General features: G+C 70.1%; 16 protein-coding genes. 9 read left to right on the top strand and 7 right to left on the bottom strand.

The window, feature by feature from the left end:
• Positions 1-246: 246 nt before the first annotated feature.
• Positions 247-621, bottom strand: a complete 375-nt coding sequence (locus ACQP1V_RS41695; RefSeq protein ID WP_433417066.1) for an ASCH domain-containing protein — start codon at positions 619-621, stop codon at positions 247-249.
• Between the two features lie 472 nt (positions 622-1,093).
• Here ACQP1V_RS41695 and ACQP1V_RS41690 point away from each other — a divergent pair, with 472 nt between their 5' ends.
• The 4 genes from ACQP1V_RS41690 to ACQP1V_RS41675 all read left to right on the top strand — a co-directional run bounded on the left by ACQP1V_RS41690 (position 1,094) and on the right by ACQP1V_RS41675 (position 5,394).
• Positions 1,094-2,140, top strand: a complete 1,047-nt coding sequence (locus ACQP1V_RS41690; protein ID WP_433417064.1) for a magnesium and cobalt transport protein CorA — start codon at positions 1,094-1,096, stop codon at positions 2,138-2,140.
• Between the two features lie 182 nt (positions 2,141-2,322).
• A complete protein-coding gene (locus ACQP1V_RS41685) occupies positions 2,323-3,828 on the top strand; it encodes an AAA family ATPase (protein ID WP_433417061.1) in 1,506 nt (501 codons plus the stop codon).
• A 76-nt stretch (positions 3,829-3,904) separates the two neighbouring features.
• Positions 3,905-4,489 (top strand): cysteine hydrolase family protein, encoded by a 585-nt coding sequence (locus ACQP1V_RS41680; RefSeq protein ID WP_433417059.1) that lies wholly within the window; start codon positions 3,905-3,907, stop codon positions 4,487-4,489.
• An 11-nt stretch (positions 4,490-4,500) separates the two neighbouring features.
• A complete protein-coding gene (locus tag ACQP1V_RS41675; protein ID WP_433417056.1) occupies positions 4,501-5,394 on the top strand; it encodes a GlxA family transcriptional regulator in 894 nt (297 codons plus the stop codon).
• Between the two features lie 93 nt (positions 5,395-5,487).
• On the opposite strand, the gene ACQP1V_RS41670 is transcribed toward ACQP1V_RS41675, so the two are convergent.
• Positions 5,488-6,123, bottom strand: a complete 636-nt coding sequence (locus tag ACQP1V_RS41670; RefSeq protein WP_433417054.1) for a TetR family transcriptional regulator — start codon at positions 6,121-6,123, stop codon at positions 5,488-5,490.
• Between the two features lie 137 nt (positions 6,124-6,260).
• Here ACQP1V_RS41670 and ACQP1V_RS41665 point away from each other — a divergent pair, with 137 nt between their 5' ends.
• Together ACQP1V_RS41665 and ACQP1V_RS41660 are read left to right on the top strand one after the other, a co-directional pair.
• Complete coding sequence (locus ACQP1V_RS41665) at positions 6,261-7,460, top strand: cytochrome P450 (RefSeq protein ID WP_387416388.1); 1,200 nt, start codon at positions 6,261-6,263, stop codon at positions 7,458-7,460.
• A gap of 12 nt (positions 7,461-7,472) precedes the next feature.
• The gene (locus tag ACQP1V_RS41660; protein WP_433417051.1) at positions 7,473-7,697 is read left to right on the top strand and encodes a ferredoxin; all 225 of its coding nucleotides are present in this window, start codon (positions 7,473-7,475) and stop codon (positions 7,695-7,697) included.
• A gap of 35 nt (positions 7,698-7,732) precedes the next feature.
• Here ACQP1V_RS41660 and ACQP1V_RS41655 read toward each other — a convergent pair whose 3' ends face one another.
• From ACQP1V_RS41655 to fbaA, 4 genes are all read right to left on the bottom strand, one after another.
• On the bottom strand, positions 7,733-8,659 hold the full coding sequence (locus ACQP1V_RS41655) for a glycerophosphodiester phosphodiesterase family protein (protein WP_433417049.1): 927 nt from the start codon (positions 8,657-8,659) through the stop codon (positions 7,733-7,735).
• Between the two features lie 107 nt (positions 8,660-8,766).
• On the bottom strand, positions 8,767-10,050 hold the full coding sequence (locus ACQP1V_RS41650; RefSeq protein ID WP_067137828.1) for an adenylosuccinate synthase: 1,284 nt from the start codon (positions 10,048-10,050) through the stop codon (positions 8,767-8,769).
• A gap of 150 nt (positions 10,051-10,200) precedes the next feature.
• Entirely contained in the window at positions 10,201-10,620 is a 420-nt protein-coding gene (locus tag ACQP1V_RS41645; protein WP_387416386.1) for a DUF3151 domain-containing protein, read from the bottom strand.
• 275 nt (positions 10,621-10,895) lie between these two features.
• Complete coding sequence (fbaA, locus tag ACQP1V_RS41640) at positions 10,896-11,918, bottom strand: class II fructose-bisphosphate aldolase (RefSeq protein ID WP_067137831.1); 1,023 nt, start codon at positions 11,916-11,918, stop codon at positions 10,896-10,898.
• Between the two features lie 137 nt (positions 11,919-12,055).
• Between fbaA and ACQP1V_RS41635 the strand changes: the two genes are divergently transcribed.
• Both ACQP1V_RS41635 and ACQP1V_RS41630 read left to right on the top strand, forming a co-directional pair.
• Complete coding sequence (locus ACQP1V_RS41635) at positions 12,056-12,739, top strand: DedA family protein (protein ID WP_387416385.1); 684 nt, start codon at positions 12,056-12,058, stop codon at positions 12,737-12,739.
• Between the two features lie 102 nt (positions 12,740-12,841).
• Positions 12,842-13,252, top strand: coding sequence for a hypothetical protein (locus ACQP1V_RS41630; RefSeq protein WP_067137836.1), 411 nt, complete (start codon positions 12,842-12,844; stop codon positions 13,250-13,252).
• Here the strand turns inward: ACQP1V_RS41630 and pyrE are convergent.
• Complete coding sequence (pyrE, locus tag ACQP1V_RS41625) at positions 13,230-13,766, bottom strand: orotate phosphoribosyltransferase (protein ID WP_067137838.1); 537 nt, start codon at positions 13,764-13,766, stop codon at positions 13,230-13,232. The two genes, ACQP1V_RS41630 and pyrE, sit on opposite strands and share 23 nt — an antisense overlap.
• A 119-nt stretch (positions 13,767-13,885) precedes the next feature.
• Here pyrE and ACQP1V_RS41620 point away from each other — a divergent pair, with 119 nt between their 5' ends.
• A complete protein-coding gene (locus ACQP1V_RS41620) occupies positions 13,886-16,375 on the top strand; it encodes a zf-HC2 domain-containing protein (RefSeq protein ID WP_433417045.1) in 2,490 nt (829 codons plus the stop codon).
• Positions 16,376-16,510: the final 135 nt, after the last annotated feature.

The following is a 16,510-nucleotide window of genomic DNA, read 5'->3' as shown; positions in this document are numbered from 1 at the left end:
CCGAAGTCGGCTCGTGCCCTCCTCGCTCGGGGCTCGTACCTCGCCCACTCGCTCGTCGGTTACTTCACCGCCGCGCCCCTCACGTCCCTCGCTCCCCGCTCGCTCCTCACTCCAGACACCGCCGCGCCCCTCGCGTGATGGTTAGGCCTCGGGATGATGGATGCTGCTCGCGCGGGCCGGTTTGGCGTCCTCGTCCACCTCTAAGAGGCGGCGGCTTGAACGGGGTAAGCGAGGTCGAGCGGGCGCTCACCGGCAGAGCGTGAAGTGAACGCAGACCACAGCGGTGTCATCGGTGATATGGCGGCCTTCGACCTGCTGCCAGAAGCGGATGTGGGCACGCCGCCAGTGCTCGATGTCGGTGTAACCCTCGCCCTCAGCCTGGGCGAACTCCCACGTAACCTCGCCGAACGACACGGTCGCCACAGTGGCGATCTCCACTGTGGCGAGAACATCGCCTTGGTTGCCGAGCAGGGCGAACCGCTCACCGGGGAATTCGAGCTGTTCGCCTTCCTCGCCGTATTCGACCAGCAGAGTGGCCGTGGCGGTCTTGGCGCCGGCCAGCACCAGGCCGTTGAGCTCGTCGCGCAGGGCTCCCGGGCTGCCCAGTTCAAGCGCTCGCATGTTATTCACCCGTGGCCACATTCCGTGCAGCCTATTGGAGCACCGTCTGCGGCAACACTGCGAGCAGGGCTGTACCAACACCGAGCGGTTGGTGGGATCGGTGGGCTCGGGGGTACTTGGTGGCTTTTTGTGGGGAAGTACCTGATCGCGGCGAAGGGGCTCGTTATCCTAGAGGCAGGCCAGGCAGATGTGATAGGTTAGCCCAGCTTTGCTGTGTCTCGTGGCGATTGGAGGTGGTTCGGGTGTCCTCTGGTGATCCCGTTAGTACGTGCCGGCGCACGTGCGACGTGCGCATTCCCGACCATCTGATCTCTGAGCCCGAGAGACAAGCTCACGCCTGAAAAAGGGGTGACATCGCGTCGCGCGTGGAGCGTGTCGGTTCGGGCGGGAAGGGTCCGCCATGCGCTCCTCAACCATTTTTCCGCTGATTTCACGGCACGCCCGGGTGACTCCGCCGCGGCTGGTCAAGCCCGTGCCTGACAACCCCGTGACCGACCGCTGCGTGCCGCCGAGCAGCTCGCTGATTGAATACGGCGCCTACATCGCCGGTAAGAAGGTCGAGGCCGCGGGCATCCCCGAGGCCGTCAATATGGTCCGCGCGCACAACGACGCCGGTACCGCCTCCGACGCCTACGTGTGGGTCGGCCTCTACGAGCCCGCCGCCCCCGAGGTCGAGTGGCTCGCCGAGGTCTTCGGCCTGCACCCGCTCGCTGTCGAAGACGCCATCAAGGCGCACCAGCGGCCCAAGGTCGAGCGGTACGGCGACTCCCTCTTCGTCGTGCTCAAGACCGTGGCCTTCCTCGACCACCAGACGCCCGTCGCCACGAGCGAGATCATCGCCATCGGCGAGATCATGGCGTTCGTCGGCCCCGACTTCGTCGTCACCGTACGGCACGGTGAGCAGTGCTCCCTGGCGGACGTCCGCGAGAAGCTGGAGGACGACTCCAAGCTGCTCGGGCGCGGCCCGACCGGCGTCCTCCACGCCATCGCCGACTTCGTCGTGGACAAGTACCTGTACGTCGCCGACCTGATGCAGGACGAGCTGGAGAACGTCGAGGCGGCCGTCTTCGCCGAGGTCAGCTCGCGGGACATCAACCGGATCTACCAGCTCAAGCGCGAGATGCTGGAGCTCAAGCGCGCCGTCGGGCCGCTGCAGACCCCCTTCAACGCCCTTCCTCAGCGGCGGATGATCCCCTCCGAGATGCGGGAGTACTTCCGCGACGTCGGCGACCACCTGTCCCGGGTGTGCGAGCAGGTCCAGTCGTCCAACGAGCTGTCCGACTCGATCCTGCAGGCCGCGCTCGCCCGCTCCAACGCGCTGGCGAACGAGGACATGCGCAAGATCTCGGCCTGGGTGGCCATCATCTCGGTCCCCACGATGATCGCCGGCATCTACGGCATGAACTTCGATCGCATGCCGGAGACCAAGACCGTCTGGGGCTATCCGGCGGTGATCGGCCTGATGGTGGTCGCCTGCGCCCTGCTCCATCGCGCCTTCCGCCGCAACGGCTGGCTCTGAGACCGCACCCCGACGCCCACCACCGCGCCCTGAAGGCGCGGTGACGTCAGCGTGGTCCGGCAACCCCAAGGCGCCAGGACGTTCGCGCCCCGGCCGCCCAGAGCGATTCCGACGCCGAGTGGCCGACCGCGTTCTCTGCGTGACCTTCAGAGGGGGGAATGATAGTTGCAACTATGATAGTTGTGGCTATCAAAGCTCTCCTGAGGGGGCGGATGTCGGGCAAGGGGAAGCCGGAGCGGCTGTTCGGGCGCGACACGGAGTGGCGGGAGCTGACGGAGTTCGCCTCCACGCCCACCCTCGGCGCGACGCTGGGTCTCGTCTACGGCAGGCGACGCCAGGGCAAGACCTTGATGCTCGAACTTCTCGCCCGGCAGACTTCGGGTTTCCTCTTCGCCGCCACGCAGCAGAGCGAGGCGCAGAATCTGGCCGACCTCGGCGCCGCGTACGGTGCCTTTCTCGGCCTTCGGCAGCCCCTGAGCTTCCCATCCTGGAGGGAGGCACTGGAGGAACTGTTCCGGCTGGGTGAGGACCGCGCCATCCCCGTGATCATCGACGAGTTCCCCTACTTGATCTCCGCGAGTCCGGGACTTCCCTCCTACATCCAGCAGGCGCTCAGCCCACTGAGCTTCGCCAAGGAGCGGAGCCGCACCAGGATGATCCTCTGTGGCAGTGCGTTGACCACGATGGCCGAGTTGCTCGGCGGCGGGGCTCCGCTTCGTGGGCGAGCGAGCATGGAACTGGTCGTTCGCCCGTTCCGCTACCGGGAGGCGGCGGCCTTCTGGCGGGTGTCGCACGACCCGGAGCTGGCGTTCCGGCTGCACGCGCTGCTCGGGGGAACCCCCGCATATCTCGAAATGAGCGGAGGCTCGCCCCCCTCCTCGACGGCGGACTTCGACGACTGGGTGGCGCGCCGGTTGTTGAACCCCGCCTCGGCCATGTTCCGCGAGGGCAGCCTGCTTCTGCGGGAGGAATCGTCCATCAGCGATCCGACCTCGTACGCGGCGACCCTGGCGGCCCTGAGCGCGGGAAACCATCGCCGCTCCGAGATCGCGTCGGCGCTCGGGCGTCCGAGCACCGCGCTCAGCCATCTGCTGTCGGGTCTGCGGGACATCAGCCTGATCGACCAGGTGGACGACGCGCTCCGGGAGAAGCGGAGCATGTATCGGATCGCGGAGCCGGTCGTCCGCCTTCACCAGCTTCTGATCCAGCGGCACGAGCCCGAGCTGGTGATCGGCCGGGCAGGCCGGGTCTGGGCCGGATCCGCCGACACGGTGGCCGGAAAGATCTACGGGCCGCACTTCGAGGACCTGGCCCGAGAGTGGTGCTTCGAACATGCCGATCCGGAGACGGTCGGGGGAGTGGCTGCCAGGGTCCGCCCCACCGAGATCGCCTGCCGCGAGCACCGGCAGGGACATGAGATCGACATCGTCGTGACGGAGTCTCCTTCGTTCTCGGCGGAGCGGATCACTGCGATAGGTGAGGCGAAGTGGACCAACTCGGTGACGGACGTCCCGCACCTGCAGCGGCTCGAACACCTTCGCGGGCTCCTGCCGGCCGCGAAGGTCGGTCCTCTTCCCAAGCTGCTGCTTTTCGGCCGCTCGGGGTTCACAGAGCGTCTGCGGCGGGTCGCGGACGCGCGTGTGGACGTCGAATTGGTCGACCTCGATCGTCTGTACACGGGCTCCTAGAGCCTGACCGGATCGTTCCGCAGGGTGACCTGTTCACACCTTCAGCCCTCGTCCCTCACCGCTCCACCCTTGAGGGGTGAACAACGCACTCGTCGTCATCGACGTTCAGGAGTCCTTCCGGCAGCTGCCCGACTGGGAGTTCGTGTCGCAGCCGGACATCGTCGGTCAGGTCAACCGCCTGGTCACCGCGGCCCGCGCCCAGGGCCACCTGGTGGTGTGGGTGCTCGGCTCCCGGCCAGGGGCCGGCACCGTGTTCGATCCGGCGCGGGGGTACGTCCGCCTGATGGACGGGCTTGAGCCGCGCACGGGCGAGCCGCTCATCACCAAGACCGCGCACAATGCCTTCACCACCACGAACCTGCACCAGATCCTCACCAGCCGCGGCATCCGAGGGTTGACCGTGTGCGGCATCCGTACCGAGCAGTGCTGCGAAACCACCACCCGGATCGCCTCCGACCTCGGCTTCGACGTCGTCTTCGCCACCGACGCCACCGCGACCACCCCCATCCCGCACCGCGACGCGCCGCAGGATCTGCCGTTCTCGCAGCTGGTGAGCGACCCGCGGACGCTGGGCGTCGCCGATATCGTCGCGCGCACCGAGTACGCGCTCGCAGGCCGGTTCGCCGCCATCCGCACTGTCGATGAACTGGCCGGGGCATAGGCTCGGCGGCTGTGCCCCGGGTTGTCTTCCTGCTCATTCCACGAGTGCACCTGCTCGACGTGGCCGGGCCGGCCCAGGTCTTCTCCACGGCGGCCGACCTCGGCTACGAGCACGCCCTGTCGTACGTGTCCGAAGACACGCACGTCGCCACCGTGCAAGGGCTGCCCCTGCACGCCGAGCGTGACTGGCCCCACCTGGAGCCCGACGACCTCATCATCGTGCCGGGCTGGCGCGGCCCGACCCGCATGGCCAGTGCCGACACCTTGCACCGGCTACGCGCGCATCACGCGGCCGGCGGCACCGTGGCGGGCATTTGCGCGGGCGCCGACGCACCCGGCCGGGCCGGCTTGCTCGATGGCCGCCGCTGCACCACCCACCATGCGACCCAGGACGAGCTTGCCCGCCTCTATCCGACGGCCGAGGTCGTGCGCGACGTGCTCTACGTCGAGGACGAGCGGGTGGTGACCTCGGCGGGCGTGGCCAGCGGCATCGACGTGGCGCTCCACTTGCTGAGCACCAGGCGCGGGCCGTACGCCGCCAGCCAGGTGGCCCGCGCCATGGTGGTGTACGCCCGCCGGCAGGGAGCGTCGCCACAGATCAGCGCGATGCTCCGGCACCGCAGTCACAACGACGAGACGGTGCATCACATTCAGGACCTGATCGACGCGCGTTTCACCCAGCGGCTCACGCTCTCGATGCTGGCGGACGCGGTTGGATGCAGCGAACGGACAGTCACCCGGCTCTTCCGGCAGGCGACCGGCCTTACGCCTCTGGCCTACCAGACCGCGCTGCGGCTGGAACGGGCCGAACACCTTCTCGGGCAAGGCGCGACGACTGAGACAGCCGCCCGCGAGGCCGGCTTCGGCGACCCGCGGATGCTGCGCCGCCTACGCGCCCGGATGTAGGCCCGGCAGAGGGCCCGTTCGTCGCAGCGCCTGTGCGGCCACAACGTCATCGAGACCGGGCCCGAGCCCTACCGCCAAACAGCACGGCACAGGCTATTCAGGGGCGTCCTCACGGGAGCCGAGGGAGGCGAGGCCGCTGATCGTGATGTCGATCGCCCTCTGGGCGGCGGCCCGGGTCTCCTCCCAGGAGGCCCCGCTGTGGCGGCTGGTCATGATGGCGAGCCTGGCCGCGCCGGCGAGCGCGCCGACCGCCGCGGCCGCCTCCACAGGGGCCAGTTCGCCGGGGCAGGCCTCGTACAGGGCGCGGACCACCCGCCGCTGCGTGTCGAAGAGCAGGCGGAGCGCCCGCGCCTGGAGCGCCGGGACCGACTCGATCAGGCGCTCACGCCGCGCGACCGACTCCGGCGAGCGCTCCGGTCCGGGGAAGTCGCGGTCCACGGTCTGCCGCGCGGCGCGGGCCAGGAGGTCGATCGCGGTCTCGCCGGGGCGGCGGCTCGCGATCACGTCGAGCGCCTCGGCGAGTCGCGTCTCATTGTCGTAGAAGACCACGTCTTCCTTGCTCGTGAAATAGCTGAAGAACGTTCTCGGTGAGACGTCGACGGCGGCGGCGATCTCCGCGATCGTGGTTTCGTCGAATCCCTTCTCATCGAATAGCCGCAACGACGCGTCGATCAGCGCGTTCCGTGTGCGGATCTTCTTGCGTTCCCGCAGGCCAGGAGCGTCCGACATGTTCTGAATTTACCGCATATATATCTTCATCCATTGCAACTTTGCATTAAATGTTGTTCTGTGAGGAGAGGTGAAAGCGATTTCCGCACCGCACTCCCACCGCGTCTCCCACCGCGTTCTCCTACAAGGAGCCCGTCATGACCGAGGCCACGACTCGTCCGGTGACACTCCCTCTCACGCGTGAACGCCCCTTCGATCCGCCGGACGCCCTCGGCCTGTGGCGCGACGAGGATCCCATCCGCCCGCTCGCCTACCCCGACGGCCACCAGGGCTGGCTGGTGACCGGCTACGCCGCCGCCCGCGCCATCCTCGCCGACCCGAGGTTCAGCACGCGGATCGAGTTGCTGCACACACCGTTGCCGCAGCGCGCCATGCAGTTCCGCAACACCCTGAGGCGGCCCGGGTTCTTCCTGCGGCTGGACCCGCCGGACCACACCCGCTACCGGCGGCTGCTGGCCGGGCAGTTCACCGTACGCCGGATGAAGGGGCTCGAACCGAGGATCGAGGAGATCACCCGCGACCACCTCGACGCCATGGAGCGCGCGGGCGCCCCCACCGACCTCGTCCAGGCGTTCGCGCTGCCGATCCCGTCCCTCGTGGTCTGCGAGCTGCTCGGCGTCCCGTACGCCGACAGAGAGAAGTTCCAACGCGACTCCGCGGTGCTGCTCAGCCTGAACTCCTCAGTGGAGCAGATAGAGGCCGCGATGAACGACCTGCTCGACTACCTCGACGACCTGGTGCGGCGCAAGCGGGCCGAGCCGGACGACGACCTGGTCAGCGGGCTCGCCACCGAAACCGACCTGACCGACGAGGAGCTCGCCGGCGTCACCACTCTGCTTCTCATCGCGGGCCACGAGACGACCGCCAACATGCTGGGGCTCGGCACCTTCGCCCTGCTGCGCAACCCCGAGCAGCTCGCCGCGGTGCGCGACAACCCCGAGGTGGCGGACCACGCGGTCGAGGAGCTGCTCCGCTATCTGACCGTCATCCACATCGGCCCGCTGCGCGCCGCTCTGGAGGACGTCGAGATCGACGGTCGCCTCATCAGGGCGGGCGAGTCGGTGACCATCTCGGTGGCCGCCGCCAACCGCGACCCCGAACGGTTCCCCGAGCCCGACCAGCTCGACGTCGCGCGGCCCGCGAGCGGGCACCTGACCTTCGGCCACGGCATTCACCAGTGCCTCGGTCAGCAGCTCGCCAGGACGGAGATGCGCATCGCCTATCCGGCCCTGCTGCGCCGGTTCCCCGGCCTCCGCCTCGCCATACCGGCCGAGGAGGTCCCGATGCGGACCGACATGGCAATCTATGGGGTGCACCGGTTGCCGGTCACCTGGTAGGAGAGGGGAGCGATGAAGATCATCGCGGATAGCGGTCGCTGCATCGGCGCGGGCATGTGTGTCCTCGCCCTGGGCGAGGTCTTCGACCAGAGCGAGGAGGACGGCACCGTCGTGCTGCTCGATCCCGATCCGCCCGCGTCGATGGCGGGCGAGGTCCGGCGGGCGGTGCAGCTCTGCCCGTCCGGCGCCCTGTCCCTCGCGGAGGGGGACCGGGCCGACGGCGAGAGCGATACCTGACGCGCCGGTTCGCAGGGCCGGCAGTACCGCCAGGTCTAGGCGACGGCGGTGCGGAGCGGGGGGATCGGCGAGGGCAGGGGGAGGCCGCGGGCGGCCCACAGGCGCCGCATCCGGTCCGGATAGTCGGTGACGAGGCCGGCCACGCCGAGGTCGAGCAGCCTGGCCGCCTCGTCGGGGTCGTTGACCGTCCAGACGACGACGGGCAGGCCGCGATCCGACGCGGCGGCCATCAGGGCGTCGTCGACCAGCACACGGTCGGGGGAGAGCGTGGTGGCCCCGACCGCCTCGGCCGCGGCCGCCAGGTCGCCGTCGAAGTCGGCCAGGTCGAGGCCGTTCATCCAGGCCGGAGCCTTCGTGACCTCCTCGACCAGCGCGAACCGGCGATCCACCAGCGGCCGGGCGGCCTCCAGGATGCGCCAGTCGAAGCTGAGCAGGGCGGCGTTGCCGAGCCTGCCGTGCCGGTCGAGCTCCTCCACCACCAGCTCGGTGAACTCGCGGGGATCGGCCGTCAGCTCGGGGCGCTCCGGGTCGGACTTCAGCTCGACGTGCAGCCTGACCCCGTCCGCGCCGTACGCGTCGACGAGGCCGAGCACGGAGCCCAGCGTGGGCATGTGGGTGTCGGGCAGCGGGACCTGGGTGAGCGCGAAGGGGTCGTCGGGGCGCTTCGGCAGCCGGATGCCGACGTCGAGCGTCCTGAGCTGGGCGAGCGACAGGGAGGCGATCGGTTTGCCGACATAGGGGAACATCTCGTCGCCCGGAGTGGCCATCCCGGTGTCCGCGCTGGTCACCGGCGAGACGATCAGATCGTGGGTCAGCACGATCTGACCGTCGGAACTCAGGGCGACGTCGAACTCCAGCGCGTCGACCCCGAGTTCCAGCGCGAAGGCGAGCCCGGGGAGCGTGTTCTCGGGCCGTAGCCCGCGTGCCCCCCGATGGCCGTGTATTTCAACGTGTCCATGCACAACGGCGAACCCTACTGTGTCGCACTTCGCTCCCTGTGCACCCGTACCCCGTCGGGCGCGCGTCCCCCTAAAACGTCGGGAAGTCCCGCGAATTGGGGGAAGCCCGCTCAGATCAGCGGACGGATCTGGAGGGTCTGGGTGCGGCCGGGACCGACGCCGATCGCCGAGATCGGGGCGCCGCTCATCTCCTCCAGGGCCTTGACGTAGTCCTGCGCCTTGGGCGGCAGATCCTCGAACGTCTTGGCGCCGGTGATGTCCTCCTGCCAGCCGGGCAGCTCCTCGTAGATCGGCTTGGCGTGGTGGAACTCGGTCTGCGTCATGGGGATCTCCTCGTGACGCACGCCGTCCACGTCGTACGCGACGCAGACGGGGATCCGCTCCAGCCCGGACAGCACGTCCAGCTTGGTGAGGAAGAAGTCGGTCACGCCGTTGATCCGGGTGGCGTACCGGGCGATCACCGCGTCGAACCAGCCGCAGCGGCGGTTGCGGCCCGTGGTCACGCCGTACTCGCCGCCGGTGGAGCGCAGCCAGTCGCCCATCTCGTCGGTCAGCTCGGTCGGGAACGGCCCGGAGCCGACCCGCGTGGTGTACGCCTTGAGGATGCCGATGACGCGGGTGAGCCGCGACGGCGGGATGCCCGAGCCGACGCACGCGCCGCCGGAGGTCGGCGACGAGGAGGTCACGAACGGGTAGGTGCCGTGGTCGATGTCCAGCAGCGTGCCCTGGCCGCCTTCGAGGAGGACGACCTTGCCCTCGTCCAGCGCCTTGCTCAGCACCAGCGACGTGTCGGTGATGTGCGGCTTGAGCCGCTCGGCGTACCCGAGGTACTCGTCGAGCACCTTGGCCGGGTCGAGCCCGCGCCGGTTGTAGATCTTGGTGAGGATCTGGTTCTTGTCGCCCAGCGAGATCTCGATCTTCTGCTGGAGGATGCCCGGGTCCAGCAGGTCCTGGACGCGGATGCCCATGCGATAGATCTTGTCGCCGTAGGACGGGCCGATGCCACGGCCGGTCGTGCCGATCTTGGCCTTGCCGAGGTAGCGCTCGCTGACCTTGTCGATGGCCTTGTGGTGCGGCATGATCAAGTGGGCGTTCGCCGAGATCAGCAGCCGCTCGGCGCTGATCCCGCGCTTGGCCAGACCGTCGATCTCGCTGAGCAGCACGCCCGGGTCCACCACGACGCCATTGCCGATCACCGGGACGACGTCGGGGGAGAGCACGCCCGTGGGCAGCAGGTGCAGGGCGTATTTCTGATCGCCGATGACCACGGTGTGGCCCGCGTTGTTGCCACCCTGGTAGCGAACGACGTAGTGGACGTCACCACCGAGCAGGTCGGTGGCCTTTCCCTTGCCTTCATCGCCCCATTGGGCACCTACAAGAACCACAGCCGGCATGGTCTGACTCCTGCACCACAAAACGAAAACCCCTGACGCAAGTACGACAGGGGCCTCTTGCAACCTGAGACTACCTGAGCCGGTCGGAAAAGGGGATCCGCGGGTATGGGCGTCCCGCCCCCGGCGTACGGCTCCGCCGGCTCGGGCAGGTCAGTTGCCGGCGAGGAGGCGGGCGGCCTCGGCGCTGCTGTCGCGCAGGAACTGGGCGCAGCGCTCGGCCTCGTCCTTCTCTCCGATGGCGCTCGCCGCGCGGCTCAGCGCGTGCAGGCAGCGGAGGAAGCCGCGGTTGGGGGCGTGCTCCCAGGGGACCGGGCCGTGGCCCTTCCACCCGGCTCGCCGGAGCTGGTCGAGCCCGCGGTGGTAGCCCGTGCGCGCGAACGCGTACGAGGTGACGGCGTGGCCGGCCGCGAAGTATTCCTCGGCGAGCGCCGCCCAGGCCTCGGGGTGGGCGGGGAAGCGCGCGGCCACGTCGGCCGCCTTGGCGCCGGACTCCAGCATCTGCCGGGCCTCGGCGTTCTCCGGGAGAAGTGTGGGCGGCGGACCGGCCAGGAGGTTTTCGTGCGTTTCCATCGATCGATTCTAACGAGGGGATCGCCGGATTCATCCGGGAGTGAATCTACTTTCCGCGCCGCTTTTCCATACCGCGAAGACGCGGCGACTTTTCCGTGCTCACTGAAGACGGCTCACTGAAGACGGCCCGGCGAAGGGGGCCCGTCGAAGGGGGCTCAGCGAAGACGCGGTGTCACAGGGGCGGTGCCGCGGGTGAGACGTCCGGAAACGGCGCGGCGCCGCGCCGAGCGGATCACGCCCGCTCCGCGCGACGCCTTCCGGCATCCGGCCCCGGATCAGCGAAGCTTGGTGCCCGCCGACTTGAGGTGCGCGCACGCCTCGGCGACGCGCGCGGCCATGCCCGCCTCGGCGGCCTTGCCGTACGAGCGGGGGTCGTAGACCTTCTTGTTGCCGACCTCTCCGTCGACCTTCAGCACGCCGTCGTAGTTGCGGAACATGTGGTCCGCGACCGGCCGCGTGAAGGCGTACTGCGTGTCGGTGTCGATGTTCATCTTCACCACGCCGTACGAGATGGCCTCGTGGATCTCCTCCAGCAGCGAGCCGGAGCCGCCGTGGAAGACCAGGTCGAACGGCTTGTCCTTGCCGAACTTGGCGCCGACGGCGTCCTGGATCTCCTTCAGGACGGTCGGGCGCAGCTTGACGTGGCCCGGCTTGTAGACGCCGTGCACGTTGCCGAAGGTGGCGGCCAGCAGGTAGCGGCCGCGCTCACCCAGGCCGACGGCCTCGGCGGTGGCGATCGCGTCCTGCGGCGTGGTGTACAGCTTCTCGTTGATCTCGCCGACGACGCCGTCCTCCTCGCCGCCGACGACGCCGATCTCCATCTCCATGATCACCCGAGCCGCCGCGCACTTGTCGATCAGCTCGGAGGCGATGGCGAGGTTCTCCTCCAGCGGTACGGCGGAGCCGTCCCACATGTGGGACTGGAACAGCGGCTCCTCGCCCCGGGCGACCCGCTCGCGAGAGATCTCGATCAGCGGCCGCATGAAGCCGTCCAGCTTGTCCTTCGGGCAGTGGTCCGTGTGCAGCGCCACCGTGACCGGGTACTTCGCCGCCACCACGCGGGCGTACTCCGCCAGCGCGACCGAGCCGGTCACCATGTCCTTGACCGTCGCGCCGGAGAGGAACTCCGCCCCGCCGGTCGATACCTGGATGATGCCGTCGCTCTCCGCCTCGGCGAAGCCGCGCAGCGCAGCGTTCAGGGTCTGGGACGAGGTCACGTTGATCGCCGGGTAGGCGAAGCCGCCCTCCTTGGCCCGGTCGAGCATCTCGGCGTAGACCTCTGGAGTCGCGATAGGCATCGGAAATTCATCTCCTTCTGAGACAGTTACCGGCGGTCGCAAGTATCCCGAAGCGCCCACCGATGTGTGAAGCAGGCTCCGGTCCGCGGCCCGTCTTCTTTCAGTCTTGCCTCATATCGGACCGGTAAGCTCTGGGCGTGGACGTGATCCTGAACCTCCTTGACCCGCAGTGGTGGCTGACGATGCTCGGCGCCTTCGCGACGGTCGGCGTCATCGCGATCATCTTTGCCGAGACTGGGCTGCTCGTCGGTTTCTTTTTGCCCGGCGACTCACTGCTGGTCGCGGCCGGGATCTTCAGTTCGGCCGCGGCGGCCCAGGGACTCGGCATCGAACCCCTGTCGCTGCCCACGCTGCTCATCGGAACGCCGCTGGCCGCGATCCTCGGCGCCCAGCTCGGCCATTTCCTCGGCGCGCGAGTCGGCCGCAAGCTTTTCGACAAGCCCGACTCTCGGTTGTTCAAAAAGGAGCACGTCGAAAAGGCCGAGTTCTACTTCCAGAAGTTCGGCCCGGCCAAGGCGGTGGTCGCCGCGCGGTTCATGCCGATCGTGCGCACCTTCATGAACCCCGTGGCCGGCGTTCTGGAAATGGACGCGCGCAGGTTCTTCGTGTGGAACGCGGTGGGCGGTGTCGTGTGGGTCGAGGCGCTGCTGCTGCTCGGCCACTTCCTCGGCGCCAAGGTCGAGGGCATCGACAAGTACATCCTGCCGGGTGTCTTCGTGATCGTCGTGCTGTCGCTGGTGCCGATCGTCCGCGAGGTCCTGAAGAACCGGAAGGCCGGGAACGCCGACGCCCCGAGGGGCAAGCACCACGCCCGGCGCTGACCTTTTACTTGCCGAAAGTGCGATAAATCCCCATTTGGGTCCTGTTGACCTGTTCGCGGAACCGCTACTCTCCGGTATGTGGGACGCCACAGGACTGATCCGATGGGGATCGCCCGGCTGGTACTCATCGGCCTGGCGGTCCTGCTCGTGCTGGCACTCCTCGCCGTCGGAGCGAAATCGCTCATGACGGCCCTCGGCACGGACGAGGCCGGCGCCGCCGCCACTCCCGCGGCCACCGGTGGCACGCCCTCGCCCGCAGGGACGCGTACCTCCACCGTGCAGATCGTGTGCAGCGCCGACCGATGCCCGGTGTTCGTCCGTATCCCCGGCGGAGACGTGCTGATGGACCGGGACATGACCAGAGGCGAGCAGGCCTCCTACTTCGAACCCGAGCTGGACGTGGTCCTCGGCGACGCGAGCACCGTCACCGTGCTGGAGAACGGGACCCAGCGTCCCCCGGGCGAGGCCGGGGAACGCCAGTCGTTCAAGGTCACGCGAGCCCCAGGTCCGTGAGGCCGTAGGCCGACCGGTACGGCAGGCCGGTGGCGGCCAGGTTCTCGTCGCCGCCCCGGTGGACGATCGTCGCGATGCCCACCACCTCGGCGCCCGCCTCGCGCAGCGCCTCCACGGCAGTCAGCACGGAGCCGCCCGTGGTGGTCGTGTCCTCCACCGCGAGCACGCGGCGCCCCTTCACGTCCGGCCCCTCGATGCGGCGCTGCAGGCCGTGCGCCTTGCCCGCCTTCCGTACGACGAAGGCGTCGAGCACCCGGCCGCGGGCGTGGGCGGCGTGCAGCATCGCGGTCGCGACGGGGTCCGCGCCGAGCGTCAGGCCGCCGACCGCGTCGTAGCCGAGATCCTCGGTCAGGTCGAGCATCACCCGCCCGACGAGCGGTGCCGCGACGCCGTCCAGCGTGATGCGGCGGAGATCGACGTACCAGTCGGCCTCCTTGCCCGAGGAGAGCACGACCTTGCCGTGCACGACCCCCTTCTTTTTGATCTCGTCAAGCAGCTTCTCGCGGTCGTTCATGGCGCCCAGCCTACGAGGTCACGGCCACCGCTCCGGAGGTAAGGGCCCGACATCGGTTTAGCCGGCACATGGTCGGCGGAATCATGTGCGGGACGACGCCGCGTAATCGTGAGGTAACAATGAGTGCGGGAAACCGGCAAACCGATGCAGAACTGCTGGACGCGGTGCGGGGCGGCAACGTGTCGGCCTACGCCGCCCTCTTCGACCGCCACGTCACCGCGGCCCGCGCCTTGGCCGGGCAGATGGTCGAGGGCGACGCCGAGGCCGAGGAGATCCTCTCCGAGACGTTCGCGGCCGTGCTCAACGCGATCAGGAGCGGGAGCGGCCCCGAGTCGGCCTTCCGTCCCTACCTCCTGACCGCGCTGCGCCGTACCGCCGCCGGGCAGCGCGACGAGGGCGAGCTCGGCGCCCCGTACGTGGACCCGGCGCACATGGGGCCGGAGCGGTCGCAGGTCGCCGCGGCGTACTTCTCGCTGCCGGAGCGGTGGCGCATGGTGCTGTGGCACACCGAGGTGGAGACCTGCGCGGCGGCGGAGATCGCCCCGATGCTCGGCCTGTCGGTGAAGGGCGTCGCGGCGCTCGCGTTCCGCGCGCGGGAGGGGCTGCGCCAGGCGTTCCTGCAGATCCACCTGGCCGCCGGGCCGCTTCCCGGCTGCCGCGCCACGGTGGAGAAGATGGGGGCCTACGTCCGGGGCGGTCTGAGCCGGCGGGAGACCCGCATGGTGGACGGCCACGTCGCCGACTGCGTCGGCTGCCGCACGGTCTTCCTCGAACTGTCCGACCTCGTCCAGGGGCTGCGGGTCGTCGTCGGCCCCCTCATCGCCGGGCCCTTCCTCACCGGGTATCTCGCCGCGCTGAACGGGGCGGCGGAGGGAGGCGGGATGCGGGCCGGCGGCGTGTGGGGGCGGCTGCGGCGGGTGCCGCCGGCGTACTGGGCCGTCGCCGCGGGTGCGGCCATGGCTGCCGCCGGCGGCCTGCTCCTCGCCGGCACGGTCACCGGCGGACGGCACCCCGCCGCTCAGGGCGTCCACGACCGGCGAGACGGCTCCGGCGTCGAGGGGCGCTCCGAGCCGCAGCCGGTGCCCTCGCCGCCCGCGCGCTCACCCGTGTCCGTCCCGTCGGCGCCCTCCTCTCTCATGCCGTTCACACCGGGGCGGTCGCCCGCTCCCTCGGCCACCGGCTCCGCGCGTCCCCGGACGGCCGGCGGCGGGTCGTCCTCGGGAGCGGCGACCCCCACTCCGGCGGCCGGGCGGCCGACCCTGACCAGGAAGCAGGCGCAGGCGCCCGTCCCCCGGACGGCCCGGCTCGCCGCGACCGTCGAGCCGGTCGGCGCGCTCGTGCGGGACCGGCGCGGCATCGTCGCGGTACGGCTGCGCAACACGGGGAACGCCGCCTCCGCCGAGGTAGAGGCGGCCGTGGACCTGCCCCGGGGGGTCGCCCCGGCGGCGGCGCCGGCGGGCAAGGGGCGCTCGACCGCCGCGCTGGAGGCGTCCGGCGGGTGGGCGTGCCGTACGAGCGGGACGGGGGCGCGGTGCGCGCACGACGGGCTCGCGCCGGGCCAGGCCACCTCGATCTTCCTGCCGGTGACCGTGGCCGGGGACGCGCCACGCGACCGCGGCCCCGCCGTACGCGTGCGGGCCGGGACGCTGCGGGCGGCGGCGACGTCGGCCAAGGGGGTGAGCGCGTCGGGGGCCACCGCGCGCTTCGCCGCCGACGGGCACGTGACCGGACAGGCGGTCGGCGGCGGCCTGCTGACCTGCCCCTCGAAGACGTCCGGCTGCGCGGAGAAGGTCCTCGTCGACCACGATGGCGACCCCTCAACGCGGAGCTCCAGCTCGGCCCGCCTCTCGCTGCCGAGCCGCGCCCGGGTGCTCTGGGCCGGGCTGTACTGGTCGGCGGGCAGGGAAGGGAGCTCCCCGGCCGGGGTCGTCCGGGTCCGGGCGCCGCGCTCGGCTCGCTACGTGACGGTGCGCGCCACCGAGCTGACCCGGCGGTCGTTTTCCTCGGGGACCGGCTATCTCGCGTTCGCCGACGTGACGCGCCTCGTGCGCGACGCCGGCCCGAACGGCGTGTGGTGGGTGGCGGACCCATCCATCGGGACCGTCGCACCGGCCTCTGCGAAGGCGCCCCGGCCCTCCGGATCCCCCGCTCCCAGGGCCACCGTCCCGGCTGTCTCGCCGCCCGCCTCTCCCAAGCCCGCTGTTCCTTCCCCTGCCGCTTCCGGGACCGCCGCGGGCTCTTCCGCCACCCCGGCGCCGAGCCGGAGCGGGCCCGCCGGCCGGGGGGCGGCCCGTGCCGCCGGTTCCGCGGGCCGTGCCGGATGGACGCTGGTCGTGGTCGCCTCCGATCCGCGGCAGCCGTACGGGCAGGCGGCGGTGCTGGAGACCGCGTCGCTGCTGCGGGGCGGACGTCCGCTCAACGTCACGCTCGGCGGGCTGGGGGCCGGGGGACGGGAGGCCCGGCTGGAGGTCCTGAGCTGGCCGGGGGAGGCCGGGCCGCGGCGCAACGCGGTGACGCTGCGTGGTCAGAGTCCGGTGCTCACCGTCCTGACCAGGAAGGACGCGCTGCTCTTCGGGCTGGCGGCGATCAGCGTGCCGACCCTCCCATAGTGCCTGATCTATAGCGAAATGAGGGGAAGGCAAGGCAAGGACAAACTGGTACGGTCTCCGTGAACGCCGCGGCATCGGGGCTGGGGCGCACGAGACCCCCATCGTGTCGGCGGGGCCTGAATCGTGTCGATTCAC

It is taken from the genome of Microtetraspora malaysiensis (assembly GCF_050947145.1).
GTDB lineage: Bacteria > Actinomycetota > Actinomycetes > Streptosporangiales > Streptosporangiaceae > Microtetraspora_A > Microtetraspora_A malaysiensis.
The sequence above is the reverse complement of the archived record's forward strand: the minus strand, read 5'-3'. Positions and strand labels throughout refer to the sequence as shown.

What these genes read in the sequence shown, in the direction of transcription:
- ACQP1V_RS41695 (WP_433417066.1), bottom strand. Translation starts at nt 621, where the DNA reads ATGCGAGCGCTTGAACTGGGCAGCCCGGGAGCCCTGCGCGACGAGCTC.
- ACQP1V_RS41670 (WP_433417054.1), bottom strand. Translation starts at nt 6,123, where the DNA reads ATGTCGGACGCTCCTGGCCTGCGGGAACGCAAGAAGATCCGCACACGG.
- ACQP1V_RS41665 (WP_387416388.1), top strand. Translation starts at nt 6,261, where the DNA reads ATGACCGAGGCCACGACTCGTCCGGTGACACTCCCTCTCACGCGTGAA.
- ACQP1V_RS41660 (WP_433417051.1), top strand. Translation starts at nt 7,473, where the DNA reads ATGAAGATCATCGCGGATAGCGGTCGCTGCATCGGCGCGGGCATGTGT.
- ACQP1V_RS41650 (WP_067137828.1), bottom strand. Translation starts at nt 10,050, where the DNA reads ATGCCGGCTGTGGTTCTTGTAGGTGCCCAATGGGGCGATGAAGGCAAG.
- ACQP1V_RS41645 (WP_387416386.1), bottom strand. Translation starts at nt 10,620, where the DNA reads ATGGAAACGCACGAAAACCTCCTGGCCGGTCCGCCGCCCACACTTCTC.
- fbaA (WP_067137831.1), bottom strand. Translation starts at nt 11,918, where the DNA reads ATGCCTATCGCGACTCCAGAGGTCTACGCCGAGATGCTCGACCGGGCC.
- ACQP1V_RS41630 (WP_067137836.1), top strand. Translation starts at nt 12,842, where the DNA reads ATGGGGATCGCCCGGCTGGTACTCATCGGCCTGGCGGTCCTGCTCGTG.
- pyrE (WP_067137838.1), bottom strand. Translation starts at nt 13,766, where the DNA reads ATGAACGACCGCGAGAAGCTGCTTGACGAGATCAAAAAGAAGGGGGTC.
- ACQP1V_RS41620 (WP_433417045.1), top strand. Translation starts at nt 13,886, where the DNA reads ATGAGTGCGGGAAACCGGCAAACCGATGCAGAACTGCTGGACGCGGTG.